Source organism: Allorhizobium ampelinum S4, from assembly GCF_000016285.1.
GTDB lineage: Bacteria > Pseudomonadota > Alphaproteobacteria > Rhizobiales > Rhizobiaceae > Allorhizobium > Allorhizobium ampelinum.
Genome location: NC_011989.1, coordinates 2,448,361 through 2,474,091, shown reverse-complemented (window position 1 = coordinate 2,474,091; position 25,731 = coordinate 2,448,361). Strand labels below are relative to the sequence as shown.

The following is a 25,731-nucleotide window of genomic DNA, read 5'->3' as shown; positions in this document are numbered from 1 at the left end:
GCGGACTTTGCCGCCGTGCCGGACTAGCTCTAACGGGCAGATGCAATCTGCTCGATAATGGAAATAATGATTTTGCGTGTATTGGAGTTTTTAATGCTGGCGAAACATGTGTTGAGTTCAAGCGCGTCTGAACGCGATGTCGCTTTCACCAGATCTGTCAGCTCGCTTGAGGTATCCTTGGACGGTGCCACGGCACTATCGGCTGTATAGAAAAAATCGGGGTCCATTCCCAAGAGAGTGGCTGCAGCGGCAAGTCTGCTGGCGCTCATGCCGTTGATGCCTTTTTCATATTTATGCAGCTGTTGGAATGTCACGCCCAGTTTTCTTGCAACGTCGGCTTGGCTCATCCCTTTATTCTTGCGGGCGCTTTTCAAACGTTCACCCGCCAGAATGTTATAATCGTGCACGTCTGGTGTTTTTTTGAGCAATGTCATTGGCTATCTCAATACATTACAGCGGAAATTATCTCATGTTTCGATCTGTGTTTTACAATATGATCGATGGTCAAAAAATGAGAGAATATTGTCGGCTGTCCGTCTTATTTTAAGACGTAATATTGTAAATTGTGTTTATTTTTTGAGCTTGCTAATCAATTATCGGTATTTTATGTGTTGAAAAACTTAGGTGGAATTTTTTAATCAGCGTTTTAATCATTTGAACGGTTGATTTTGGCGTAAGTATTGAAAATTTTAAATATTACAAAAAATTTGAAATCCACGTAGTAGAGGAAAAGCCACCTTGACAGATTTCAGCATATCAATTTTTGCCGGAAGGCTTCTGCAATGGCGTGTGATCTGCTGACGGCGCCGAGTTTCATCATGATATTGCCAACATGCTTGGTCACGGCCTTTTCGGAGACTCCGAAAATCACGCTGATTTCCCAATCCGTCTTGCCATTGGCAATCCAGCCGATGACTTCCCGTTCCCTCGGGGTCAGTCGAGTGGTCTGTTTCTGGTTTGCGCCATATAGTTCTAGCGCGCGTGCGAAGACGAGGCTTGCGATCAGCGCCATGCCGGTTCTTGCCTGGGGTGAATCATCGATGTCGCTGCCGGCGAATGTGACGCCAGCGCGGCGTCCATCCAAGGATAGGATGGGCAGGGTGAAGCCATTGCTGACAAAAAACTCCTTGGCCTGATCCATCAGCCATTTTTCGTCACGGCTTATGGGTAATGTTTTGGAAAAATCCGACCAGACAAAGGAGGGTTCCGAACTGACGATGTGTCGGATGGCAGGGTCTTGAAATGCCAGGTTGTCGCGAAAATAAAGATGCGACCATTCGTCAGGCCAGTCTGCAAGTAAAATACCCTGCATTTGCTGGCTGGGTAGCATTCCGATTTCTGGTGGAAATCCTAGAACGATATTTTTAACACCGTATCGGCTTGTCGCATGTTTTGTTAAATCTACAAGATTTTTGACTGTGTCTGTTTGCTTTATTTGAGATAGAAATGATAGTGTTTTATCAAGGTTTGGCGATGTCATGTCTTTAGTCATGGCTACCCCCATTTTTTAATGGGTTTATATTACTTGTTTTGTATGAAGATTATATAAGACATACTATCAAAAAAAGTCAAACCCCGCGAGAGGGGATCATTTTGGCTTAAGCTTTTGGGCTGTGAGCGCAGTCGCCATTGAACCTGGTGAATAGTGTTTTTCTTGCGGCATTCGAACCGGCGGCAATGCCGAAAGCGGTATGATGCATGAGCATCTCCGGTGCCTTGGCATCAATCTCCGCCTGAGATATCAAAAATGAAAATTGATTGCCGCCGCACTCTATTCTTCCTCCCATCCGTGGAGAATTTCCATGAGCAGATTCTGGAGCCCGATCGTTCAATCCCTGACGCCTTATGTGGCGGGCGAACAACCCGCCATCAGCGATCTGGTCAAGCTGAACACCAATGAAAGCCCTTACGGTCCTTCGCCGCATGCGATTGCCGCGATGCGAGACGCGGTGGATGACACGCTTCGGCTTTATCCCGACCCGACCGGTCTGCCGCTGCGCCACGCGATTGCCAAGAGCCACAATCTCGACCCGGGCGAGGTGTTTGTCGGTAATGGTTCCGATGAGGTCTTGGCGCACACGTTTCAGGCCCTGTTGAATCACGATAAGCCGCTGCTGTTTCCGGATGTCAGCTATAGTTTCTACCCAACCTATTGTCGGCTCTATGGTATCGATTTCCGGGAGGTTGCCTTGGACGATGCCATGCGAGTGCGGATTGAGGATTACCGGCAGCCGTGTGGTGCGATCATCCTGCCCAATCCCAATGCGCCGACGGGTATTGTCCTATCGCTTTCGGAGATTGAAACTCTCGTGCGCGACCATCCCGACCAGGTCGTAGTGATTGATGAGGCTTATGTGGATTTCGGTGCGGACAGCGCCATTCCGCTGGTCAAAACCTATCCGAACCTGCTGGTGGTTCAGACCTTTTCGAAATCGCGGGGCCTTGCCGGATTGCGGGTTGGTTTTGCTGTCGGACAACGGGCGCTGATCGAGGCCTTGGAGCGGGTCAAGGATAGTTTCAATTCCTATCCGCTCGACCGGCTGGCGCTTGCTGGGGCCGTTGCCTCCTGGGAAGACCGGGAATGGTTCGAGCGTCACCGCGATCTGGTCGTCGCCAGCCGGGAGCGTCTTTCCCTTGGCCTTCAGGGTTTGGGCTTCGAGGTCCTGCCATCCTCTGCCAATTTTGTGTTTGCGCGACATTCGGAGCGGAGTGGTGCGGATCTCACATTGGCGCTGCGGCAAAAATCCGTGCTGGTGCGCAATTTTCAAAAGCCACGGATCGGTGATTTTCTACGCATCAGCATCGGCACGGATGCCGAATGCGACCGGCTGCTTGGGGCTCTGAGAGAGATATTAGACTAAGCTTAACGATCGATCCGGCAGAGGATCGCCGTCGTGTCGTCGCTTTGCTTGAAACGTGGAAATTGTAGCCCGTCTGGATCGACCTCGCGTTCCAGATGCCGCAATTCGGTGACCAGGGCCTTCAATCCGGCGGTTGCGGCGCGTTTGACCAGACCGGCAGGATCATAGGCCTGGTAGAGGCTGACGAGATCGGCCAGCCCATCCGAGCAGATCAGGGCGGTGGCGCCGGTCTCGATGGTCAGGGCTGTACGAACCAGATGATCGGCGGTATCGGGTATGAGACCCAGAGACCAGACACTGCCACCGGGCGTGTTTTGCTGTTCGCGTTTGCTGCGTAAATTTTCCAATGTTTCGATGTCGCTTGTGTGGGCCATGCCGCTTGCACCGATGCCGCCCGCCCGCTCCACATGGGCGCGGGCGGCTTGCTGTTCACGCTCAAATGCATCCGGCAGGGCCATATGGGTTTCCACCCGGCCATCGTCATGCAGAAGGTAGAGCACGCTATCGCCAAGGCCAATGAATTCTGCGCCATCAGGCGTTACCCGCAAGGCGGCAAGAGCCGCCAGCGGCCAAGCATAGCGGGGCTGGTCACCTGCGGCTGCGGTAAAAAGCTCATGGGCGTCGAAAGCGATGGCGCGGATCACCTCGGTGACATTGGTGTCGCAGGTTAGTTCCGTGGTCAGCCGCTTTGCCGCAAACTGGGCGATCCAGGCAGCGTCGGAACCGTAACCGTCCATGAACTGGACATCGCCCAGCCCGGTTGCGCCGTCGAGCACGAAAGCGGCTTGCTCATTATAGCCCAGTCTGTCCTCGTTGCTGCGGTCGCTTTTTCCCGGATCGCTGATCGTGTCGATGATGGCCAGGGCAGGGGTGGTCAAGGCTGGCTTGGCAGACATAGGCACTCTTTCGTTCAGCCGCAGCTTGGAAGATGCGCGAAAATTGGCCTATCGCCTCACGGACCGCAAAATAAAAATGCCGAAAACGAAACACACTGCCGATGTTTTCGCCAATGTGTTGCTGAAAGGTGGTGCTGCCTCAAAAGGCTCTCAGTCAGGCCGCGTTGCGGTTGCTGTCCCGCCTGCTGTCGACGCGCATTGCAGCGTTGCTTCCCGGCCCACGGATCGTTGATCGTCTGTTCAGCTGGAACCGGCTGGCCAGTTCTGTCAGCTTGGCAGCGCCGCTGGAAAGCGCGTCGCTGATGGTGTTGATCGTATTGACCATGCCGGCGTTCTTTTGCGTCATCTGATCCAGCGCATTCACTGCGGAACTGATTTCGCCAAGGCTGGTGGATTGCTTTATTGCGGCTGTGGCAATGGCCTCGATATTGTCATCGATGGACTGAACGAAGGATTCGATCCGGTTCAGAGCACTGCCTGTTTCCCCGACCAAACGTACACCGTCTTTTACTTCATTGCTGGATTTGCCGATCAGCTCCGAGATTTCCTTGGCGGCCTTGGCGGAACGCTGGGCCAGTTCGCGCACTTCTTGTGCCACGACAGCAAAGCCCTTGCCGCTTTCGCCAGCACGGGCGGCCTCCACGCCCGCGTTCAAGGCCAGGAGATTGGTCTGGAAGGCGATTTCATCGATGACGCTGATGATGTTGCTGATTTCCTGCGAAGCACCCTCGATGCGGCTCATCGCGTCCACCGTCGAGTTGACGACTTTCACGGATTCGGTCGCTGCCTGGCGCGCATCACGCACCAGATCTCTGGTGTTCTTGGTGCTCGCACTGGATTGATTAACGACGGTGGTAATGTCCTCCAATGCGGCTGAGGTTTGCTCAAGTGCGGCGGCCTGTTGTTCAGAGCGTTGGGCGAGACTCGTGGAGCTTTCCTGGACTTCCCGGCTGTTGGCGGCCACGGATGCCGTTTCCGTCAGCACCTGTACAAGTGTCTCCTGAAACTTGCTGATCGACATGTTGAAGTGTTTGCGCAGGTGGTCGAAGGTCGGAATGAACGGTTCGTCGATTGTCATGCGGATATTGCAGTTTGAAAGACGTTCCAGACCGGCAGCGATGGCGTCGATGGCTTTGACGCGGCCAGTCACATCGGTTGCGAATTTCACAACCTTAATGACTTTCCCCTTTTCATCGAAAATTGGATTGTAGGTGGCTTGAATATGAACGTGTTTTCCACCGTTGCCGATGCGCAGAAATTCGTTGCTCTGATATTCGGCCGCAGCGAGGCTGCGCCAGAATTGCTTGTATTCAGGCGAGGCAGCATAGGCGGGTTCGCAGAACATCGAATGATGCTTGCCGACGATTTCGCTTAAGCTATAGCCCAATGTTTTGCAGAAATTCTCGTTGGCTGTGAGAATCTGGCCGGTTGGCGTGAATTCAATGACGGCTTGAGAGCGCATCAGCGCATCAATCTTGCCGTCACTGTCCATGGTTTTGGTCTTCGCAGCCGTTATGTCGGTTGCGATTTTCACGACCTTGTAGGGCTTTTTGCCCCGAAAAACCGGATTGTAACAGGCTTCGATCCAGATCGATTCCCCGGTCTTGGTCAATCGTTTGTACTGCCCTTGATCGAACTGACCGGAGCCGAGTTTCGCCCAGAACTCTGCATAGGCTGGATTTTTCACGTCTTCGGGATCGACAAAAATCCGGTGGTGCTTTCCGACGATCTCCGATCTTTTATAGCCGATCGCTTTGCAGAAATTTTCATTCGCATCAAGGATATTGCCATTGAGGTCAAATTCAATAATGGCCTGGGACCGATTGACGGCTTCCAAAACGCCTTTATTGTCCGCACCGAAGCCAAACGACAACAGTCCCATTTAAGATGCCTCCTACGTGATGAGGCTTTATATTTGATTTCTATTGATAATGCGTAAACACATGAATTAGCATGTTTAAATTCAATTCACGAGTGGATTTTTGCGCTCTGTCAATTCTGGGTATGGTGCGGAAAGATCATCAATCCGCCACCACCATCAGATCGTCACCTGCAAATTTCAGGGTGACAGTTTCGCCAATCACTGCCGGCGTAACGCCCGGATCGTTGAACATGTCGAAGGACAGCGTGGCGCCGCCGACATCCAGCCGGGTGCGGATCACCGAGCCGAGAAAATGGCTTGAGGTAACTTTGCCGCTGATCCGAACATCCCCCTTGGCGCCTTCGGCAGGCGATCCGGCTTCCGGGCGCAGCGCCACGGTGACGGTTTCGCCATTGGCCTTGCCCAGCGGCTTTTTCAGGCTGATCTGCTGGTCGCCGATCAGGATCGTATTGCTCGATGTGTCCGTCACTTTCGCTTCGATCAGGTTGAGCGTGCCGACGAAGGAGGCGACGAATCGGGTCTGGGGATGATTGTAGATCTCGGAGGGTGTACCGATCTGGTCGGCGCGTCCGCCGTTCATCACCACGATCCGGTCGGAAATCGACAGAGCCTCTTCCTGGTCATGGGTCACGAACACGGTGGTGATACCGAGCTGGCGCTGGATCTGGCGGATTTCTTCGCGTAGCGAGACGCGGATCTTGGCATCCAGCGCCGATAGCGGCTCGTCCAGTAGCAAAACCTGCGGCTTTGGCGCCAGCGCCCGGGCCAGCGCGACGCGCTGCTGCTGGCCGCCGGACATCTGGTAGGGATAGCGCTCGGCCAGATGATCGAGATGGATCAGCTTCAGCATTTCCATCACCCGGCTATGGATTTCCGCTTTGGGCTTTTTGGCGATCTTCAGGCCGAAGGCGACGTTGTCGAACACATTCATATTGGGAAACAGCGCATAGGCCTGGAAGACCATGCCGATCCGGCGGCGATTGGGCGGCAGTTTCGTTACATCCTGTCCGTCGATGACAATCGAGCCGGAGGAGGGCGTTTCAAACCCGGCCACCATGCGCAGAACGGTTGTCTTGCCGCAGCCGGACGGTCCCAGGAAGGAGATGAACTCGCCTTTATTCACCGGGAGATCGAATTCCTTGACGACGGTATTGGCAGCGAAACTCTTGCTGACCGCTGCGATCCTGAGGAAACTCATCGGGTTGCACTCCTTGGGGGCATGGAAGAGGACATCGGGGCCTGGCGTGTCATACGGCGTGGCAACCAGCGCTGTCCGGGTTTTTTATTGGCGAATAATTGCATGAGGACCATGCAGCCCCAGGTCAGCGCGAAGGACAGAACGGCGAGCGCTGCCGGTTCATAGGCGCGGTCTTGGCCCATCTTGACCATATAGGGGCCGAAGGCCGGGCGATTGAGCAGGCTGGCGAAGACGAATTCGCCCAGCGAGATCGAAAAGGTCAGAAAGGCGCCTGAGACGATGGCCGAGCGGACATTGGGGAAAATCACCTCGGCAATGGTGCGCAGCCGCGATGCGCCAAGGCTTTCGGCGGCTTCCGTCAGGGTGGTGATGTCGATGGCGGCCATGCCATTGTCGACGGCCCGAAACATATAGGGCAAGGACAATGTGACATAGCCAATCACCAGCAGGATATTGGTGCCGTTTTCCGACATGGTGAGCGGCAGATAGGAATTGGAGCCGAACAGCCGGATATAACCGAAGACCAGGACGACGGGCGGAATGATCAGCGGCAGGAGGCTGACGAACTCAACGATGGGCCGCAGTTTCGGCAGCCGCAGCCGTACCCAATAGGCGGTGGGCACGACGATGACGGCACCAACGACAATGGCCATCAGGGAGGCAAAGGCTGAGTAGCCAAGGGTAGACAGAAACTCGTCGCTGGAAAACACCGAACGGTAAGCGGCAAAGCTCCATTGGCCCCGCAGCATTTGCAGCGAAAACTGGAAGGTCGCATAGAGCGGAACAAGGAAATAGGCGGCAGCGATAAGGACGATGACGGTCGAGACCAGCGGAAAGGGCTTTTTCATTTTTGCCACCGTTCGGCGCGGCTGCGCAGGATAAGATAGAGCGTATTGGTAACGGCCATGATAGCCACCATGCCAACCGCCAGCGCATAGCCAAGATTGGGATTGTACAGCACATTGCCCTGAATTTGCTGGTAAAGCACGATGGGCACCACGCCGAAGCTGGAGCCGGTCAGGGCATAGACAGTGACCAGCGTGCCAAAGGCATTGGCAAACAGCAGCAGGAAACAACCGAGAATGGAGGGGGTCAGCACCGGCAGGGCGACCATTTGCCAATATTGGCGGCGGGTGGCGCCGAGAATTTCCGCCGCTTCGCGCCATTCACCCTTCAAGCCGTCGAGAGCGGGGGTGATGATCAGCACCATCAGCGGCAGCTGGAAATAAAGGTAGGTGATCGCCAGGCCCCAGAATGAGAACAGGCTGAAGCCCGTGCCATAGAGATTGAAGCCGAACATGTCACGCAACAGAACCGTGACAAGGCCCAACCTTCCAAGAGTGGCGATGAAGGCAAAGGCCAGCGGAATACCAGCGAAGTTCGAGGCAACGCCAGAAAATGTCATGAAGGCGGTGCGCACCCAGCGCGGCAAGCCACCGAGAATAATGGCATAGCCCACCAGAAGACCAGCGATGGCGCCAAGACAAGCTGCGGCCAGGCTCAGGCGCAGCGACAGGGAATAGGCGGCCATGATATTGGGTGTGGCCAGGCTGATGAAATTTTCCAGCGTGAAATCACCGGCCGGATTCTGGAAAGAGCCTTTGACCAGATAAAGGATCGGGCCGATCAGAAACAGAATGGCAAACAGGAAAAACGGCAGCACACCCAGCCAATCCCAGTTTACCCGGCTTTTGGGGCGAGGTGCTGGTTGCTGTCTGGAGCCTTCGACGATGGGTAGGCTGGGCAGGGGGGCGTTGAGCGTCGGCGCACTGGGCCTGGATGAATTTGGCACGGATGCACTGGCTGGCGAATGAAGCTCGGTCTCCGCAACGGTCATGCCACTTTTTCCCTTCAAATTAGGCACGCAGGCCGGTAAAAACCGGCCTGCGCAAAGGTGGAGTGAAATTTCAGCACTGGCGCTAACTTATTGCGCGCCCATCTGCTTTGCCCAATCGGCGGCAACCACTGCCTTGGCAGCGGACTGTTCGTCCAGAGTGGGGAAGATCGCCTTGGCATAGCCTGCGGCATCCGGCATCTTGTCGAGCAGTGCCTGCGGAATCTTCTTCTTTTCAGCCAGATCGTTGAAGCGGATCGGATGGCAATAGCCAGCCAGCCAGCCGAGCTGACCTTCGTCGGAATAGAGATATTCCATCCACAGTTTCGCAGCGTTCGGATGTGGCGCGAAAGCCGAAATCGCCTGAACGTAAACGCCGGCGATGACCGAATCCGAGGGAACGACAACGTCCATCGGCGGGTTGCCAGCCAGCTTGTCGCGCATGGCAAGCACGTTATAGTCCCAATCGAACAGGATCGGCGTGGTGCCCTGCGCCATGTTCTGGGCCGAGCCGTTGACCGGCACGAGATTGCCCTTTTCCTTCAGCGACTTCATGAACTCGATGCCTGCCTTGGCGGCATCGGCACCAGTCTTGCCGGACTGCGCGACGCCAGCGGCATAAACCGTCATCATCGAGCTATTGCCGGTGCGTGGATCGCCAGGCATGGCAACGGAATTGGCATATTTGGAAGCGGTCAGATCGGCAAAGCTCTTCGGAACGTCCTTGACGATATCCTTGTTCACACCGATGGCCAGAACGCCGTAATAATCGCCATACCAATAGCCGTCGGCATCCTTGGCCGAAGCGGGGATCGAATCCCAGGTGGAAACCTTGTAGGGCTGAACGAGGCCGTCTTTCTTGGCGGCAGGACCGAAGGACAGGCCGACGTCGATAACATCGGGAGCCTGCGGGCCGGTATTGCCCTTATTGGCCTTGATCGCTTCGATTTCGTCGCCGGAACCTGCATTCGGGTTCAGCTCGTTGACCTTGATCTCAGGGTATTTTTTCTTGAAACCGGCGATCACGTCACCATAGCCGCACCAGTCATGGGGCAGGGCGATGGTGGTCAGCATGCCTTCTTTTTTGGCAGCTGTGATCAGCTCGGCGCTTGGCTCGGCGCTCGCATAGGCGGCCGATGCGACGACCATGGCGGTCGAGAGGGAAAGAATGCGGTGCAAACGGATGTTCACGGGTGTCCTCCTTGTGGATCTGCAAATCTTCGATCTGCAAAATTGTCTGCGGTAAGCCGAGCGACTGCATAGGGGGCGCAGATGATAGTTATGTGACGGATAGGGTGGGTGAGCACTGCTATAACGGGCATATCTTCAAGTATTTCTGCAACGGTATTCTTGGAGACAATCTGCGGTATCGCTGATAGCACGGATGACCCGGCCGAGCAGGTAAAAGCCATGACCCTGGATTTTGCGCGCGCTGCTGCTGAGATGACAGGTATCTGCAAGCGTCGATTGTTCCCCTCCGGTCTTTGCCGGTTTATTGCGCAAAGATAAGACGACAGAGGGTCACCGAGTCAATCTGCCCCAACTGGAAAAAATGACTTTTCCCTGTTCAGCCTAAGGCAACATCGGGGAACTGGCGCTTAGTTCATTGATTTAAAAAAGAAAATAAGTTCTTTGTCTCGAAGATTCAGTCCTTTGGCTTTGTTGCGCAGGCATGCCCGTGGGGTACTCGTTGTCATTCGCGCCTCTGTGCCTGTGCAAATAGCGGGGTTTCATGAGGCGCTTTTCCAGCATTCCCTGTTGTTACGACGGTTGCAGGCTGGGGAATGACGCGAACAGGCATGTGAATTGCATTGGCATTTGAAAAGCTGGAGATTGATTTTTTTCTCGACTGCAATTGATTTTAGGCAAAGACTAAAAACAGGGGCCTGCATCACAGGATCGTGACGGGTCTCCAAGCCATTCGGCCATGCCGGTCCGGCTCAAGATAACAAGATCCAAAGGGAGCAGCGAAGACTGCGTGCGGCTTGCAACGGTAACAACCGGCAAACCGAAAGGCAGAGGCTGCCGAGGTGTTTTGCCTCGGCTTAACTGGGGGTCATCATGACCGGTTATAGCGACGTCGATAAGCAGGAAGACCTGCATATCCTCCATTCCATGGGCTATGCGCAGGAGCTGGAGCGGCGCATGAGTTCGTTTTCGAACTTTGCGATTTCCTTCTCGATCATTTGTATTCTGTCCGGCGGCATCAATTCGCTGGCCCAGGCGACATCCGGAGCCGGTGGGGCGGCCATCGGCATCGGCTGGCCGTTGGGCTGCCTGATTTCCGGCGTTTTCGCGCTCGGCATGGCACAGATTGCCTCGGCCTATCCCACGGCGGGCGGGCTTTACCATTGGGGTTCGATTCTTGGTAATCGGTTCACCGGCTGGGTGACGGCCTGGTTTAACCTGATCGGCCTGGTCACTGTGCTCGGTGCCATCAATGTCGGCACCTGGGGCTTTTTCGCCGGATCGATTGCCGGCTGGTTCGGCATCAATGTCGATACGACGACCGCAGGCGGCTTTGCCAATCAGATCCTGTTCGTGGCGGCGATCACAGCAGCTCAGGCGCTGATCAACCATCTCGGCATCAAGCTGACCGCCAAGCTGACGGATCTCTCGGGTTATCTGATCTTCATCACTGCCATCGCCTTGACAATCGTCTGCCTGATCGGCGTTAAAACCTGGGATTTCTCCCGCATCTGGACCTTCACCAATTATTCCGGCACACCAGCGGGCGATGCGCCAGTCTGGCCGCAGACCGGCAGTGTCTGGTATATTTTTGCTCTCAGCCTGCTTTTGCCGATCTATACGATCACCGGTTACGATGCCTCCGCCCATACCTCGGAGGAAACCATCAAGGCTTCGGAATCGGTGCCGAAGGGGATTATTTCCTCGGTCTTCTGGGCATCGCTGTTCGGCTATATCATGTTGCTGGCCTTTCTCCTGGCTATTCCCGATATGAATGAAGCCGCAGCCCAGGGCTGGAACGTATTCTTCTGGACGCTGAACAGCGTCACCCATCCGGTTGTCGCCAATATCCTGTATCTGGCAATTTTCGTTGCGCAATTCATCTGCGGTCTGGCAACCGTCACCTCCGTGTCGCGGATGATCTATGCCTTTTCGCGTGATGGCGGCCTGCCTGCCTCCAAGGCGCTTTCCAGTGTCAGCCCAAGGTTCCGTACTCCGGCGACGGCCATCTGGGTCGGGGCTGTGCTTTCAGTGCTGTTCGTCTGGGGTGCCTCGCTTGTCACCATTGCCGGTGCCTCGGCTTATACGATTGTCGTGTCCTGCACGGTGATCTTCCTGTTCCTGTCCTTCGCCATTCCGATCGTGCTCGGTATGAAGGTGATCGGTACGGCGAAATGGCCGAAAATGGGACCGTGGAATATGGGGATCGGCGCTTACCGGTTTGTCGGTCTTCTGGTCATCCTGGCCATGGTTGCCATCTTTATCATCGGGGTGCAGCCGCCCAACCAGTGGGCGCTGTATATCACTGTCGGTTTTCTGGCGCTGACGGCGCTGATCTGGGTTCTGTTCGAGCAGCGTCGCTTCAAGGGCCCGCCGATTGGCGATGAAGTGGCAAAGCGGCAGGCGGAAATTGCCGCTGCGGAAAAAGCTGTCGGCCAAGCCTGAATAGCCTGACCTGATACGAAGAGGGGTCGCCCGGATCGGCGGCCTCTGTTTATCTAAATGAAAGCGTGAGATTGTTTTCTTTTGAAATTTGAAATTGTGGTGGCGAAGCCACCGATTTTCCCTTTTTGATTAGTAGTTATTTATATTAGATACCCTACCATGGCCGTTGTGGGTGAGGAGGAAAGCCCGCATTCGGGAGGTTCAAATTCTCTGAGGTTTGCACTGGTCAGACGCAAGCAGCGGCATGACCCTCGCTAATCCTTTTTGCCTTTTCCGATCCCCTCTTCGATCCTCCGGTGGAAGGAGTGATGCGATCATGAAAATCTTTGCGAATTGGAGTTATCCGACCGACATCAGGGTCGGGCGCGGTCGGATAGAAGAGCTGGGTGAAGCCTGCAAATCCTTGGGCATGCGCAATCCTTTGCTGGTCACTGACCGTGGGCTGGCAGCGTTGGCGATTACCAGGGTGGCGCAGGAAACGTTGAGTGACGCAGGGCTGGACAACGCGCTGTTTGCCGATGTCGATCCCAACCCGACGGAGCTTAATCTGGAAGCCGGGCTTGCGGCCTTCCGGCAAGGTGGTCATGACGGTGTCGTTGCCTTTGGCGGAGGCTCCGGCATTGATCTTGGCAAATGCGTGGCCTTCATGGCGGGGCAGACCCGCCCGGTCTGGGATTTCGCCGCGGGCACTGAGGGCTGGCGTGATGCCAATGAGGCGGCAATCCTGCCGGTTGTGACGGTGCCAACTACCGCAGGGACCGGTGCCGAAGTGGGACGCACCTGCGTGATCACCAATACAGTCACCCACGTCAAGACCGCGATCTTTCATCCGAAAATGCTTCCGGCAATCGTCATTTGCGACCCGGAACTCACAGTCGGCATGCCGAAATCCATCACCGCTGGCACCGGCATGGATGCCTTCGCCCATTGCCTGGAAGCCTATTGTTCACCGGTCTACCATCCACTCGGCCAGGGTATTGCTATCGAGGGGATGCGGTTGGTCAAGGAGTTTCTGCCCAAAGCCTATCGTGATCCGGTGGATCTGGAAGCCCGGCTCAACATGATGTCGGCGGCGGTCATGGGGTCGATTGCCTTGCAAAAGGGGCTGGGGGCCATTCACGCGCTGTCGCACCCGATCGGCGCGGTCTATAATACCCATCACGGCACAACCAATGCGGTGTTGATGCCGATGGTGGTGTCTTTCAACCGCAAGGCCATAGAGCGCAAGATCGAGAAACTGGCGGGCTACCTGGAAATCCAGGGCGGCTTCGATGGTTTCCATGATTTTCTGATGGTGTTTCGTGAGGATCTCGCCATCCCACATAATCTGAGCGAGCTTGGCGTGCCGGGTGACCGGCTGGACGATCTGGCTGCCATGGCGATCCGCGATGCAAGTGCCGCGAGCAATCCTGTCAAGATGACTTTGGAAAATACCACCGCATTGCTGGCGGAATGTTTTTGAAAATCTGGCTCCAGCTTACGGCAAGCAAGGTAACCTAGAATTTCATTCACAAGAACTGATATATGTCATTTGCTATTTATTAACCATTTTTAGCAAGGATGTATTAACCGGGCGCCATGAATAGCCGGGTGCCTGTTAGAGCGATGAGTGGCTCAATCATAGCATCGAGGACACCAATGCCAGTCATCTCATTTGCCAATGCCAAGGGCGGCGCAGGTAAAACCACCGCAGCGCTGCTGCTTGCCACAGAACTTGCTCATCAGGGCTACCGGATCTGTATTCTCGATGCCGATCCGCAACGCTGGATTACCCAATGGTCGGAAGCCGCCGGGTTGCAGCACAATATCGAAGTCATTTCCGAAGTCAGCGTTGGGTCGTTGCAGGGCCATATCCGGGAAGGCCGCAAAACTGCCGATTACGTTATCATCGATCTGGCCGGTGCGCGGGACGCCATCGTCACCATGGCGATCGGACTTTCCGACCATGTGATGATCCCTGTTCAGGGCTGTGCGATGGATGCCAAGGGAGCCGCCCAGATCCTCGACCTGATCGAACAGATGCGGATCGCCGGTAATCTTGTCATCCCGCATTCGGTGGTTCTGACACGGGTTGCCTCGATGGTCACCACACGGGCGCTTCTCGCCATCAAGGGCCTGTTGGCGGCGCGTGGGGTGAATGTCATCAATACTCCGATTGCCGAGCGTAATGCCTTCCGCGACATTTTTGAAACCGGTGGTACTGTCTATTCGATGGACCCGGCCAAGGTCAGCAATTTGGATAAGGCGCAGGACAATTCACGCGCCTTTGCTGCTGAGGTCGTGCATCTGCTTCCGGTAAAAGTGGTGCGCAGCCTGCGCCCGCGCCTTTTGCGGCTGATCGGCGATGCCGCCTGAGATTTGTAATTGATAGAAGCCACATAAAAACGCCCCGCTAGGACAACCGTCGGCGGGGCGTTTTATTGTGCTTAAAATTGACTGCACTCAGTCAATGAATTCCACAGTGACGCCCGGCTGTACCATCTTGGCGAGTTCCGTTGCATCCCAATTGGTCAGACGGATACAGCCATGGCTTTGGGTGCGACCGATCTTCGAGGGTTCCGGCGTGCCGTGGATGCCGTAGGTGGGCTTGGACAAGGCAATCCACACGGTACCAACAGGACCATTCGGGCCTGGCGGAATATTCAGCACCTTGTCATTGGCGCCCTGCTGGAAATTGACCTTCGGATTATAGGTGTAACCGGGATCGAAGGCGACGCGCTGCACCTGCACGGTGCCGGATGGCGATGGCGTGTCATTGGAGCCGATGCTGGCCGGATAGGCGGTGATCAACTGACCATCCTCGCCGTAAGCCAGAACCTGTTTGCGGCCCTTTTCGGCAACGATGCGGGCAACCCGTCCACTATGGGGCTGGCCGATGCTGACCACTTTAACCGTGCTGCCGGGAACAGTGAAATCGACACCGGGATTGAGCGCCTTCAGATAGCCCTCATCCATATGGAATTTCTCAGCCAGCATTTCCGTGGTGGATGTATAGCCAAGCGACGGCATCGCAGCCTTCTGGCTGTAATCCTCGGGGATTTCCGCCACATAGGGTCCCGCAGCGTCGGCAGCGGTCAGCGTATAGCTGGTGAAGGGCAGGCCGCCATTCATCCGCAGCCGCTCCATGATGGCGTCGGTGTCGTTAGGGTTCAGCGTTTCGCCGGTCTTCTGCTGCCAGGCTTCCAGAGCCTTTTGAACGTTCATGCCCATATGGCCGTCGATAGCACCTGGGGAAAATCCTTCGCGGGCAAGAAAGACCTGAAGCGCGGTGATTTCCGGCTTGGCCTTGCCGCTGCTGCCAAGCGTCGACGGTGCTGCGGTCGAAGGAGAGGCCGGCCGCGCCAGGGCATCGTCGCTCACCGAAGGATCGTGGTTGACGTTTTGTGGGTAGCCTTGATCGAGGGATTGGCGCTCAACGGGTTGGTCCCCGGGAATGCCGCCGGTCGCCATGTCCTCGTCGTCGTAGCCGCCGCCAGAAGGAGCTGGCGGATAATAATCATTGGGATAGCGGTTACGGTCGGCACGGCCATACACCATGTCCGCAGGCATTTCCGTGGCGATCAGATTGCCAGAGCGGTCAATCAAAACCGTGCGGCCCATGCGGTCGCGGCTAATCATCACCGAGCCTTGTTCGGGTACGAAATCCAGAACCTCTCCTGAGGGAGTAATCAGCACGGTATTCGCGTTCTGCCCCGTATAGGGGCTGCGCGCCAGCGCGGGCTGCGACACGGTTGAGAGAAGCGCGACGACGATGAGACCAGTTTTCCAAAGCGGCTGCACGGGTGATCTTTCCGGTTGGTTTCTTGCATAACGCCCCAAACCCTATCCGGTTCAGGGGAAATCGAGGCGCTCGCGCCAAAGCATGGACAATTGCTTATCATGCGCTGAAACACCGTAATTTTGACGCTAATATGGAAAAATGAAAACGAAGTGAAGAAACTGTTAAACCAGTGCGCACCGCTCCAGATGGACGCCCCAGCCAAGCTTGAAGAAATCGTTGCATAAACAACGTGCTAGCGAACGATAGGGTGAACGACTTGAATACATCAGTCCATCAAAATTAACAGAGTTTTACACGGGAAAATCATAGGCTACCGCGTTTTTACACGGTTTAGGACATGGCATACGCCGCTATCAGCGCGGTAATGCTGAGCGGATTGTAGGAGGAGACGAATCATGAAGCTACAGGCAGCCAAGGGTCCAATCGTTGAACTGGACCCGACATCGGTTCTGGATATTCGCACATTGATCATCGATGGGGTCGATCTGTCGCCGCATCGGGCCATCCCTGATGATGGCGATCCGCGCATTGACCATTCCCTGGAAGGCTTTCTCTTTACCTGCGGCCCTGACCATATCCGTCACCCGGAACCGATTGGCGATGGAAGCGACCGGCGCTACCCGCTGCATGGTTCGTTTTCATCGCATCCGGCCAGGATTATTGACCAGAGCGACACCGAGTGCCGGGCTGAAATTCCAGTGCGCCATGCCGATGGCGGCCAGTCGCTTCTGACACGCCATTGGCGCATCGACGCGCAAACCGGTGCTGTTGCGCTGCGCGACCGGATCACCAATAGCGGCCATGCGCCGTTTCCCGCCATGTTGATGTATCACATGAATGTCGCCGCTAAACTGTTCGACGATGCAGTGCGAATGGAAGGGGCAATGCTGGACGAAGGCGGTTTCGGCTGGCGTTTCGGCGCGGAACCGGGCGGGGTGTTCTGCGTTGCCGCCAACGGCGACACGGCGGGAGCGGATGGCTGGGCAGAGTTTCGGCTCGGCCCAATCGCCTCGGTTGGCGGGCTGACGCTGGTGGTGCGTTTCGACACGGCAAGCCTGCCTTTCCTGCAAATCTGGCGCAACCAGCAGGCTCCGGCCAATGTCGTGGGCATCGAGCCGGTCTCGCATCGCTGGGTCGGACGGGAAGATCTCGCCAAGGGCGGCGAACTCGATCTGCTGGCGCCCGGTGAGAGCCGTGAATTCGGACTGGATTTCTTCTTCATGTGAAATCTGGCGCGTCTGGAATCCGCTTGCAGCGTTGACGCCCCGGTATCCACATCGTAAATGTTTGGCCGGTTTCGATTAAGCCGGTTTTGAAAAGGATGCGACGATGAATATCAGGCCGATCAACGAGGAATATTCCGTCAGCGGTCAGATCAGTCTGGATGATCTGGATGATATCAAGGCGCTGGGTTTCAAATCCATCGTTTGCCATCGTCCGGATGGCGAAGAGCCCGGCCAGCCGGATTTTGCCGCTATTGCTGCGCGGGCCGAAGAACTTGGGCTTGCCATCCGCCATATTCCGGTTGGCCCGATGGGTGTCACGCCGGATGCCGTCGCCGCCATGGTTGATGCGCTTGATGATCTGGAGCGCCCGATGCTCGGCTATTGCCGTTCCGGCGCCCGCTCTACGGCGACCTACGAACACAGCCTGCGCCAGCGCTAAGCGTTCAAAAAACCTACCCACGCTGCGGCAAAACCCGCAGCGTTTTCGTGTTTCATAACCTCAAGGAGATAGTCCATGTCCATCAAGCGTATCGAGCCCGGCAAGCGTATGAGCGGTGCTGTCGTTCACGGCAATACCGTCTATCTGGCTGGCCAGGTCGGCGAAGGCACTGGTGTCACCGAACAGTCCAAATCGGCGCTGGCCGAAGTGGATCGCCTGCTGGCCGCTGCCGGTTCCGACAAGTCGAAGATCCTGCAAACCATCATCTACCTCTCCGACATGTCCACCTTCGCCGAAATGAACGCTGTCTGGGAAGCATGGATCGACCCCGCCAACCCACCAGCCCGCGCCACCAGCGAAGCTGCTTTGGCAACCCCGGATTACAAGGTTGAGTTTATCGTAACGGCTGCGATTTAAGGCACTGCCTTTAACCTTGAAGGCCGGTGGAAGCCGGCCTTCTTGTTTGTCATATTTACGCTGCCGGTGGCGGAAAATGCAGTCCGCCTGCAATCCTGTTCCATGCATTGATATTGGCAATGGCAACAGTGAGATTGATAGCTTCTTCCTCGCTGAAATCTCTGAAAAGCGCTGTATAATCATCGGTTGTTGTGCGGTGTGTTGCCATAGTTGTGATCTGTTCCGCCCACAAAAGCGCTGCTCTTTCTCTGGCCGAATAAACGCCTGCGTCTCGCCATGCGACCAGCAGATCAAGTTTTTGCGTCTCCACGCCAATCCGGCGCGCGACATTGAGATGGAGTTGCGTGCAAAACGCGCATCCATTGATCTGTGACACCCGCAATTTTACCAGTTCCGTCAGTTCTTTTTCGAGGCCGCTGTCATCGACAGCTTTTCCCATCGCTAAAAGCGCTGCATGGGCCGCCGCTGACGTCTGGCGAAAGTGCTCATAGGTCATGCTCTGCGGTTCTGGCGCATTTGGATTTGTCATATTGGGTTTGCCCGGTTTGGATGCTATTATCAGTGTACGAATAACATATCAGGGCTCTTACAATGTGCAAGACGCAAAACGATTCAGTCCTGCCTGAGGCAGGCCAAGGGAAACGGGGTGAGGATGGATATTTGGGCTACCTGCTGCGCCAAGGGGCCAATGCCTATCGAAACCGCGTTGAGCAGGTTTTGGCTGACCTCCATCTAACCCAGCCGCAGTTTTCCGTCCTGACCATGCTGGCTGCCTATCCAGGACATTCCAGCGCGGATATGGCGCGCTTATCGCTGCTGACACCGCAGACCATGACCCTGATCGTCGCCAATCTTATGAAGGCCGGGCTCGTGGAGAGGCGACCGCACCCCATTCATGGCCGTATTCAACAACTCGATCTCACCGAAATCGGGCATAGCCGCCTGAATGAGGCAAAGAAACGTGTCTATACCCTTGAAAATGAACTAATATCCGGTCTTTCGCAGAATGATGAACCCGTTATTCGGCGCTGGCTGGTGCGGCTTGCTGCAATGACCTCTCCAGCATGATGCGGAGAGACCATTGCCAGGCTTCGCTTCTGGGGTGAAGGCTTTAGTTTCAAAGCTTTATCAGCTTTTCTCGCGAATTTGAGTCAAGGTGCGGGTCGGCGTAATCGCTTCCGCGTCCAGCTTGATTTCGATGATCGATGGTTTGCCCGAGGCCCGTGCGCGCTCAAACGCCGCCGCGAAATCCTCAGTCTTTTCCACCAATTCACCATGACCGCCATAGGCCTGCGCAAAGGCTTTGAAATCCGGGTTGACCAGATCGGTGGCGCTGACTCGGCCTGGATATTCGCGCTCCTGATGCATGCGGATGGTGCCATAGGTGCTGTTGTTAATCAAAAGCACGATGATCGGAAGATTGTAGCGCACGGCGGTGATGAATTCCTGCCCGTGCATCATAAAGCAGCCGTCACCGGCAAAGCAGATGACTTCACGTTCGGGAAACTGCGCCTTAGCGGCCACGGCGGCGGGCAGGCCATAGCCCATCGAGCCGGAAGTGGGGGCGGCCTGCGTGTTGTAGCCCTGAAAACGATGGAAGCGGTGTAGCCATGTGGCGTAATTACCGGCGCCATTGGTGAAGATAGCGTCTTTCGCGGTATTGGCTTCGATCCACTCCATGATCGGTCCCATCTGCACCGTGCCGGGGCCAGTCTTGGGCGGGGTGGACCAGGTCAGATAATGAGCGTGCATGGCTTTTGTCCGCTCGGCCCAAACTGGCGAGGCGGGTGCTTTTAGATCAGTCAAAGCGGCGACAAAATCCTTCGGGCTGGCGCAGATCGCCAGATCAGGGCGATAGACGCGACCAAGCTCCGACGGGTCGGGATAGACATGCACCAGCTTCTGTTTGGGGTAGGGGATGTCCATCAGCGTGTAGGATGACGATGGCATTTCTGAAAAACGACCGCCCAGCAACAGGATCAGATCGGCGTCCTTCACCTCTTTCGCAAGCGCCGGATTGATGCCGATGCCGACATCGCCCGCGTAATTGGGGTGCAGATGATCAAACAGCATCTGGCGGCGGAAGGAGCAGCCGACCGGCAGTTTCCACTGTGCGGCAAAATCTTCAAACGCCTTCACTGAGGCCTCGTCCCAGCGGGTGCCGCCGAGGATGACCAGCGGACGCTCCGCCTTCTCCAGCATTGCGCCAAGCGCGGCAATCTGGCTAGGGCCGGGATGCGCGTCCACCGGCATATAGGGGCGGGCGTCTGGCGCATCCGCCTCTTCCACCAGCACATCTTCCGGCAGGGTCAGCACCACGGGGCCGGGACGGCCCGATGTGGCCACGGCAAAGGCGCGACTGACAAATTCCGGGATGCGGGCGACGTCATCGATCTCGCCGACCCATTTGGCAAATTCGGTAAAGGCGCGGCGATATTCCACCTCCTGAAAGGCCTCGCGTTCGCGCATGTCGCGTGCGACCTGGCCAATGAACAGGATCATCGGCACCGAATCCTGCCGGGCGATATGCAGGCCCGCCGAAGCATTGGTGGCGCCTGGACCGCGCGTCACCATGCAAATGCCGGGCTCGCCAGTGAGACGCCCCCAGCAATCGGCCATCATCGCCGCGCCGCCTTCCTGGCGGCAGACGACGGTTTCAATCTGGCTATCGACCAGCGCATCCAGCACCGCCAGATAGCTTTCGCCCGGCACGCAGGCAACGCGCTTGACGCCATTGGCCTTCAGGGCTTCAACGATCAATTGTCCGCCGGTTCTTTTCATGTAGCGATCCTTGGATGGGTTGGGCCGAAATTAAGGTTGTGGCGGCCCGCTGCTGTCGGAAACAGGCCGGGATGCGTGTTTGCGCTCCCGCCAGATGATGGTGAGGCCGGAGCCGATGATGATGGCGATGCCCAGCCATTTCAGCGCATCCGGCAGGTCATGGAAGACCAGCCAGCCAAACAGGGTGGCGGTGACGATTTCCAGATATTGCAGCGGCGCGAGCATCGAGGGTGGTGCTGCGCGATAGGCAAACACACCCAGCACACCGCCGACGGCGGCAGTGGCCCCGGTACAGACAAGCCAGATGGTGCCGGTCAGGTCCGGCTGGACCAGATCGAACATGGTAAGGTTCATCGTCTGGCCTATGGCGATCATGATGGTGCAAAACACCATGGCCCAGCAGCCGGTTTCCACCTGCATGACGAACGGGTCCTGATGGCGTGACAATAGCCGCGTCAAAATTGCAAAAATGGCGATGCAAAAGGCCGTAATGATCGGCAGGAAGGCGACAGCTCCGACTTCCTGGAAACTGGGCTGCACCACCAGCATGGCGCCGATAAACCCGGTGCCACAGGCGAGGTAGCGTTGCCAGCCGATTTTTTCTTTGAGGATGATGCCGCTCAAGATGGTCAGGATGATCGGCTCGACGAAAAAGATTGCCACCGCATCCGCCACTTCCATGGTGCGCAGCGCGGTAACAAAGGTCAGCATCGACAGGCAGAGCACCCCGCCACGCACCATATGCAGGCGGGTGTTGGACCAGGACAGTTTCGGCCATGTGCGGCGTATTATCAGCACGGGAAGCATGAAAAGGATCTGAAAGAAAAACCGGGCAAGGCTGATTTCGGCAGCAGGCATGGTTTGCGTTGCCAGCTTGGAAAACACATCCACCAGCGGCGTGATCAGCACCGACAGGACCATCATGCCAAGTCCGAACGTGACGCCGGAGAAAACCGTCGCTTGGCTGGATGTGCCTGACGTGGCACGCGGTGGAGTGGACATGCGGGATTGTCTCGCTTTTGATCGTCTGTCTATACCGTCCATCATGCCGGACGGCACGTGACTTTCTGTTATAGGGTCATTCCAAACCGGAATGAACTGCCGTTAGGCCAAGCGCTTTTCGCGCCCAATCCCGAAACGCCGCCATGGCCTCGTCACGACCAATTTCGTTCAGCGTTTCATGCCGCATGGCCGGATAAAGGGTCAGCGTCACATCAGTCAGACCGGATTGCCGCAGGCGATGATCCAACGCGCGGGTTGCCTCACCACCTTTGGTGGCCGGGTCCTGCCCGCCGCCGACCAGATGAATGGGCAGGTCGGTTCGCAGCCGGGCAAGGCGGGGCAGGGTTGCGGTCTGAGCAGTCAGGTCAAGCACGTCCATCCACAGGGAATTGCTGGCCTGAAACCGGCAGAGCGGGTCATTGGCGTAGAGATCGACTTCCGAGCCGTCGTGGCTCAGCCAGTCAAACAAAGTGCGCCTTCCCGACACCGCCTTGCCCCAGGCCTCGAAGGTCGCCTTGGCCATCAGCAGGCTTGGCACGTCAGAGCCTTTCAAGGCCCGCTCGATCTTCAGAACCAGCCGGGCGAACCGGGTCTCGATGCCGTTGTTGAAATTGGAATTCCACACCGCCAGCGCCTGAAAGCTTTCTGGAAATTCCGTTGCGGTGCGCAGCGCGATCAGCCCGCCCATGGAATGACCAAACAGCAGAACCGGCAGGCCGGGATGGTTGGCAATGGCCAGGTCGCGGATTGCCTTGGCGTCTTCGATCACCAGCGAAACGCCATTCTTTCGCGCAAAGCGGCCAAGCGGTGCATCCTGGGCCTGGGTTTCTCCGTGTCCACGGTGATCATGGGCATAGACGTGAAAACCCGACGCGGCCATGAAGGCGGCAAAGCGGCGATAGCGGCGCGAATGTTCGATCAGCCCATGATTGATCAGGAGAATGGCCTGCGCATCCGTTGCCTGATGGTGGTGATAGGCGATCCGGGCACCATCCGGCCTTTGCAGATAAAGCGTTTCGTCAAACATGCTGTTCTCCCGATAGTGCCGAACGCGAATGGTATATCGCGAGTCTCAATCCGCTCCGCCCCGAAAAATGACGTGATTTTGCAGCCAAGTGCAATTGCTGAAAGGCAGGTTCATGCCGTTATTCAAGGTTGCAAGCCTGTTTCAACCGTTCCATGAAGACCTTAAGCGATTCGGTGGAGAGAACATCATGAAGCATTTTCACTATCTGGGTCTGGCTGCGGCGGTCTTTCTGACCTGTCCTCCGTCTTTCGCAGCGGAAAAAGGCAGGACGACTAGCATTCTGGCCGTCAGTTGGCAGCCGGGTTTTTGCGAAACCAAGCCGGACAAGCCGGAATGCAAGAGCCAGACGGCGGATCGTTATGATGCCAGCCATTTTACCCTGCATGGTCTTTGGCCGATGCGCCAGAACTATTGCGGCGTCGCGCAGGCCGATATCGATACCGACAAGAAAAGCCGCTGGACCGATCTGCCGGAAGTGAAGCTGTCCGCCTCGACCCGCCAAGTGCTGGACCGGGTCATGCCCGGCACGCAGTCATCATTGGAGCGGCATGAATGGATCAAGCATGGCACCTGCACCGGTCTTAATCAACAAGACTATTTTGCCGAGGCAATCGCGCTGATCGAGACCCTGAACGGTTCGGCGGTCAATGGTCTGTTTGCGGCGAATGTGGGCAAGGCGGTGACCCAGGAAGATGTACAGACGGCGTTTGATGCCAGCTTTGGTCCGGGCGCTGGACGGCGGGTAAAAATGAGCTGCGAACAAGACGGCAACAGACGGATTGTGACGGAATTGACGATAGGTCTTGGGGATGGCGATGCCGGGACGCCGTTGCAAGAGCGCATCCAGGCGGCAGGCTCAACCAAGTTTGATTGCACCCAGGGTATTGTCGATCCGGTTGGGCTGCAATGAGCCTGCTTTGAGAGCGAATAGTGCGCCCGCATCCTATCCCGTAAACAGGGTAAGACCTGAAGGAATTGCGCGGGCGGCATTGCCCCGGCTTGCGGTTTCGCCTACATAGCGGGCAATTCCATTTACCCGTGCGGAGCATTTTACCGATGGCACGTCAGTTCATCTACCACATGTCCGGGCTTAACAAAGCCTATGGCGCCAAGAAGATCCTTGAGAACGTCAACCTGTCTTTCTATCCAGATGCCAAGATCGGTATTCTCGGCCCGAACGGTGCCGGTAAATCGACGGTTCTGCGCATTATCGCCGGTCTCGACAAGGAATATACCGGTGAAGCCTGGCTCGCCGAAGGCGCGACCATGGGCTATCTGGAACAGGAACCGAAGCTGAACCCTGATAAGACCGTGTTCGAAAACGTCATGGAAGGCGTTGCCTCCAAGACCGCCGTCCTCGACCGTTACAACGAGTTGATGATGAATTACTCGGATGAGACGGCTGACGAGGGCGCAAAGCTTCAGGATATCATCGATAGCCAGAACCTTTGGGATCTGGAAAATCAGGTCGAAATGGCCATGGATGCGCTGCGTTGCCCTCCGGGCGACAGCGATGTGACCAGCCTGTCCGGTGGTGAGCGGCGTCGCGTGGCGCTGTGCAAGCTGCTGCTGTCAAAGCCCGACCTGCTGCTGCTCGACGAACCAACCAACCATCTGGACGCTGAAACCATCGGCTGGCTGGAAAACCATCTGCGGGAATATCCCGGTTCCGTGCTGATGATTACCCACGATCGCTACTTCCTCGACAATGTCACCGGCTGGATTCTTGAACTCGACCGTGGCCGTGGCATTCCTTACGAAGGCAATTACTCGGCCTATCTGCAAGCCAAGGCCAAGCGCCTGATGCAGGAAAGCCGCGAAGATGCGTCGCGTCAGAAGGCGCTGTCGCGCGAGCAGGAATGGATCGCATCCAGCCCCAAGGCCCGTCAGGCCAAGTCCAAGGCCCGTATCAAGTCCTATGAGCAACTGGTGGAAGCGGCTGAAAAGCAGCGTCCCGGCGATGCGCAGATCATCATTCCCGTCAGCGAGCGACTGGGCCAGGTGGTCATCGAGCTGGACGGGATTTCCAAATCCTACGGCGACCGTCTGCTGATCGACAACCTGAGCCTGAAACTACCGCCGGGCGGCATTGTCGGCGTGATTGGCCCGAACGGTGCCGGTAAGACGACGCTGTTTCGGATGATCACCGGCCAGGAAACCCCAGATTCCGGCTCGGTTAAAGTTGGCGACAGCGTGCAGCTTGGTTACGTCGACCAGAGCCGCGATACGTTGGCTGCCGACAAGACCGTTTGGGAAGAAATTTCCGGTGGGGCCGAAATCATCAAGCTCGGCAAGTTCGACATGAACTCCCGCGCCTATTGCGGTGCCTTCAACTTCAAGGGCGGCGACCAGCAACAGAAGGTCGGCAATCTCTCCGGCGGTCAGCGCAACCGCGTGCATCTGGCCAAGATGCTGAAGGCTGGCGGCAATGTTCTGCTGCTCGACGAACCGACCAACGACCTCGATACCGAAACGCTCGGCGCGCTGGAAAATGCGCTGGAAAGCTTTGCCGGCTGCGCGATCATCATCTCGCATGACCGCATGTTCCTCGACCGTCTGGCCACCCACATTCTCGCCTTCGAAGGCGACAGCCACGTGGAATGGTTCGAAGGCAATTTCGAGGACTACGAAAAGGACAAGATCCGTCGGTTGGGTGCTGAAAGCGTCAACCCGAAGCGCGTCAGCTACAAGCGCCTGACCCGGTAATTGTGATTATTGACAACCCTGAGGTGTTTTTTCATCTCAGGGTTGTTT

Annotated in this window: 23 protein-coding genes; 10 read left to right on the top strand and 13 right to left on the bottom strand. The window is 56.4% G+C overall.

Annotated elements, in window-relative coordinates; all coding sequences use genetic code 11:
- Positions 1-29: 29 nt before the first annotated feature.
- Positions 30-434, bottom strand: a complete 405-nt coding sequence (locus tag AVI_RS11670) for a helix-turn-helix domain-containing protein (protein WP_015916555.1) — start codon at positions 432-434, stop codon at positions 30-32.
- 314 nt (positions 435-748) lie between these two features.
- A complete protein-coding gene (locus tag AVI_RS29100) occupies positions 749-1,492 on the bottom strand; it encodes a helix-turn-helix transcriptional regulator (RefSeq protein WP_187152357.1) in 744 nt (247 codons plus the stop codon).
- A gap of 310 nt (positions 1,493-1,802) precedes the next feature.
- On the opposite strand from AVI_RS29100, the gene hisC reads away from it, so the two are divergent.
- Positions 1,803-2,861 carry a histidinol-phosphate transaminase gene (gene hisC / locus AVI_RS11655; RefSeq protein WP_015916553.1) on the top strand — a complete coding sequence of 353 codons (1,059 nt, stop codon included), beginning with the start codon at positions 1,803-1,805 and terminating at the stop codon, positions 2,859-2,861.
- 2 nt (positions 2,862-2,863) lie between these two features.
- On the opposite strand, the gene AVI_RS11650 is transcribed toward hisC, so the two are convergent.
- The 6 genes from AVI_RS11650 to AVI_RS11625 all read right to left on the bottom strand — a co-directional run bounded on the left by AVI_RS11650 (position 2,864) and on the right by AVI_RS11625 (position 9,820).
- Complete coding sequence (locus AVI_RS11650; protein ID WP_015916552.1) at positions 2,864-3,757, bottom strand: protein phosphatase 2C domain-containing protein; 894 nt, start codon at positions 3,755-3,757, stop codon at positions 2,864-2,866.
- Positions 3,758-3,911: 154 nt separating this feature from the next.
- Positions 3,912-5,639: a methyl-accepting chemotaxis protein gene (locus AVI_RS11645; RefSeq protein WP_015916551.1), complete on the bottom strand. Its 1,728-nt coding sequence runs from the start codon at positions 5,637-5,639 to the stop codon at positions 3,912-3,914.
- Between the two features lie 139 nt (positions 5,640-5,778).
- On the bottom strand, positions 5,779-6,837 hold the full coding sequence (locus AVI_RS11640; RefSeq protein WP_015916550.1) for an ABC transporter ATP-binding protein: 1,059 nt from the start codon (positions 6,835-6,837) through the stop codon (positions 5,779-5,781).
- Complete coding sequence (locus tag AVI_RS11635) at positions 6,834-7,685, bottom strand: ABC transporter permease (RefSeq protein WP_015916549.1); 852 nt, start codon at positions 7,683-7,685, stop codon at positions 6,834-6,836. Before AVI_RS11635 ends, AVI_RS11640 begins: the two co-directional genes overlap by 4 nt.
- Complete coding sequence (locus AVI_RS11630) at positions 7,682-8,674, bottom strand: ABC transporter permease (RefSeq protein WP_015916548.1); 993 nt, start codon at positions 8,672-8,674, stop codon at positions 7,682-7,684. The genes AVI_RS11635 and AVI_RS11630 overlap by 4 nt, the downstream gene beginning before the upstream one ends.
- An 87-nt stretch (positions 8,675-8,761) precedes the next feature.
- The gene (locus AVI_RS11625) at positions 8,762-9,820 is read right to left on the bottom strand and encodes an ABC transporter substrate-binding protein (RefSeq protein WP_049777301.1); all 1,059 of its coding nucleotides are present in this window, start codon (positions 9,818-9,820) and stop codon (positions 8,762-8,764) included.
- Positions 9,821-10,732: 912 nt separating this feature from the next.
- Between AVI_RS11625 and AVI_RS11620 the strand changes: the two genes are divergently transcribed.
- The 3 genes from AVI_RS11620 to AVI_RS11610 all read left to right on the top strand — a co-directional run bounded on the left by AVI_RS11620 (position 10,733) and on the right by AVI_RS11610 (position 14,659).
- A complete protein-coding gene (locus tag AVI_RS11620; protein ID WP_015916546.1) occupies positions 10,733-12,304 on the top strand; it encodes an amino acid permease in 1,572 nt (523 codons plus the stop codon).
- A 316-nt stretch (positions 12,305-12,620) separates the two neighbouring features.
- Entirely contained in the window at positions 12,621-13,766 is a 1,146-nt protein-coding gene (locus tag AVI_RS11615; protein WP_015916545.1) for an iron-containing alcohol dehydrogenase, read from the top strand.
- Between the two features lie 176 nt (positions 13,767-13,942).
- A complete protein-coding gene (locus tag AVI_RS11610; RefSeq protein ID WP_015916544.1) occupies positions 13,943-14,659 on the top strand; it encodes a ParA family protein in 717 nt (238 codons plus the stop codon).
- A gap of 87 nt (positions 14,660-14,746) precedes the next feature.
- Here the strand turns inward: AVI_RS11610 and AVI_RS11605 are convergent, their stop codons facing one another.
- Positions 14,747-16,084, bottom strand: a complete 1,338-nt coding sequence (locus AVI_RS11605; protein WP_049777198.1) for a L,D-transpeptidase family protein — start codon at positions 16,082-16,084, stop codon at positions 14,747-14,749.
- A gap of 393 nt (positions 16,085-16,477) precedes the next feature.
- Between AVI_RS11605 and AVI_RS11600 the strand changes: the two genes are divergently transcribed.
- The 3 genes from AVI_RS11600 to AVI_RS11590 all read left to right on the top strand — a co-directional run bounded on the left by AVI_RS11600 (position 16,478) and on the right by AVI_RS11590 (position 18,167).
- Positions 16,478-17,311, top strand: coding sequence for an aldose 1-epimerase family protein (locus AVI_RS11600; RefSeq protein WP_041696811.1), 834 nt, complete (start codon positions 16,478-16,480; stop codon positions 17,309-17,311).
- Between the two features lie 103 nt (positions 17,312-17,414).
- A complete protein-coding gene (locus AVI_RS11595; protein ID WP_015916541.1) occupies positions 17,415-17,750 on the top strand; it encodes a protein tyrosine phosphatase family protein in 336 nt (111 codons plus the stop codon).
- Between the two features lie 75 nt (positions 17,751-17,825).
- Entirely contained in the window at positions 17,826-18,167 is a 342-nt protein-coding gene (locus AVI_RS11590; RefSeq protein ID WP_015916540.1) for a RidA family protein, read from the top strand.
- A gap of 55 nt (positions 18,168-18,222) precedes the next feature.
- On the opposite strand, the gene AVI_RS11585 is transcribed toward AVI_RS11590, so the two are convergent.
- Positions 18,223-18,663, bottom strand: coding sequence for a carboxymuconolactone decarboxylase family protein (locus tag AVI_RS11585; RefSeq protein WP_015916539.1), 441 nt, complete (start codon positions 18,661-18,663; stop codon positions 18,223-18,225).
- A 95-nt stretch (positions 18,664-18,758) separates the two neighbouring features.
- On the opposite strand from AVI_RS11585, the gene AVI_RS11580 reads away from it, so the two are divergent.
- Entirely contained in the window at positions 18,759-19,235 is a 477-nt protein-coding gene (locus AVI_RS11580) for a MarR family winged helix-turn-helix transcriptional regulator (protein ID WP_015916538.1), read from the top strand.
- A gap of 60 nt (positions 19,236-19,295) precedes the next feature.
- Here AVI_RS11580 and AVI_RS11575 read toward each other — a convergent pair whose 3' ends face one another.
- The 3 genes from AVI_RS11575 to AVI_RS11565 all read right to left on the bottom strand — a co-directional run bounded on the left by AVI_RS11575 (position 19,296) and on the right by AVI_RS11565 (position 22,977).
- Positions 19,296-20,948 carry a thiamine pyrophosphate-binding protein gene (locus AVI_RS11575; protein ID WP_015916537.1) on the bottom strand — a complete coding sequence of 551 codons (1,653 nt, stop codon included), beginning with the start codon at positions 20,946-20,948 and terminating at the stop codon, positions 19,296-19,298.
- A gap of 30 nt (positions 20,949-20,978) precedes the next feature.
- Positions 20,979-21,950, bottom strand: coding sequence for a DMT family transporter (locus AVI_RS11570; protein WP_041696807.1), 972 nt, complete (start codon positions 21,948-21,950; stop codon positions 20,979-20,981).
- Between the two features lie 76 nt (positions 21,951-22,026).
- Positions 22,027-22,977 (bottom strand): alpha/beta hydrolase, encoded by a 951-nt coding sequence (locus tag AVI_RS11565; protein ID WP_015916535.1) that lies wholly within the window; start codon positions 22,975-22,977, stop codon positions 22,027-22,029.
- A 187-nt stretch (positions 22,978-23,164) separates the two neighbouring features.
- Between AVI_RS11565 and AVI_RS11560 the strand changes: the two genes are divergently transcribed.
- Together AVI_RS11560 and ettA are read left to right on the top strand one after the other, a co-directional pair.
- The gene (locus AVI_RS11560) at positions 23,165-23,887 is read left to right on the top strand and encodes a ribonuclease T2 family protein (RefSeq protein ID WP_015916534.1); all 723 of its coding nucleotides are present in this window, start codon (positions 23,165-23,167) and stop codon (positions 23,885-23,887) included.
- Between the two features lie 146 nt (positions 23,888-24,033).
- Positions 24,034-25,683, top strand: a complete 1,650-nt coding sequence (gene ettA, locus AVI_RS11555) for an energy-dependent translational throttle protein EttA (RefSeq protein ID WP_015916533.1) — start codon at positions 24,034-24,036, stop codon at positions 25,681-25,683.
- Positions 25,684-25,731: the final 48 nt, after the last annotated feature.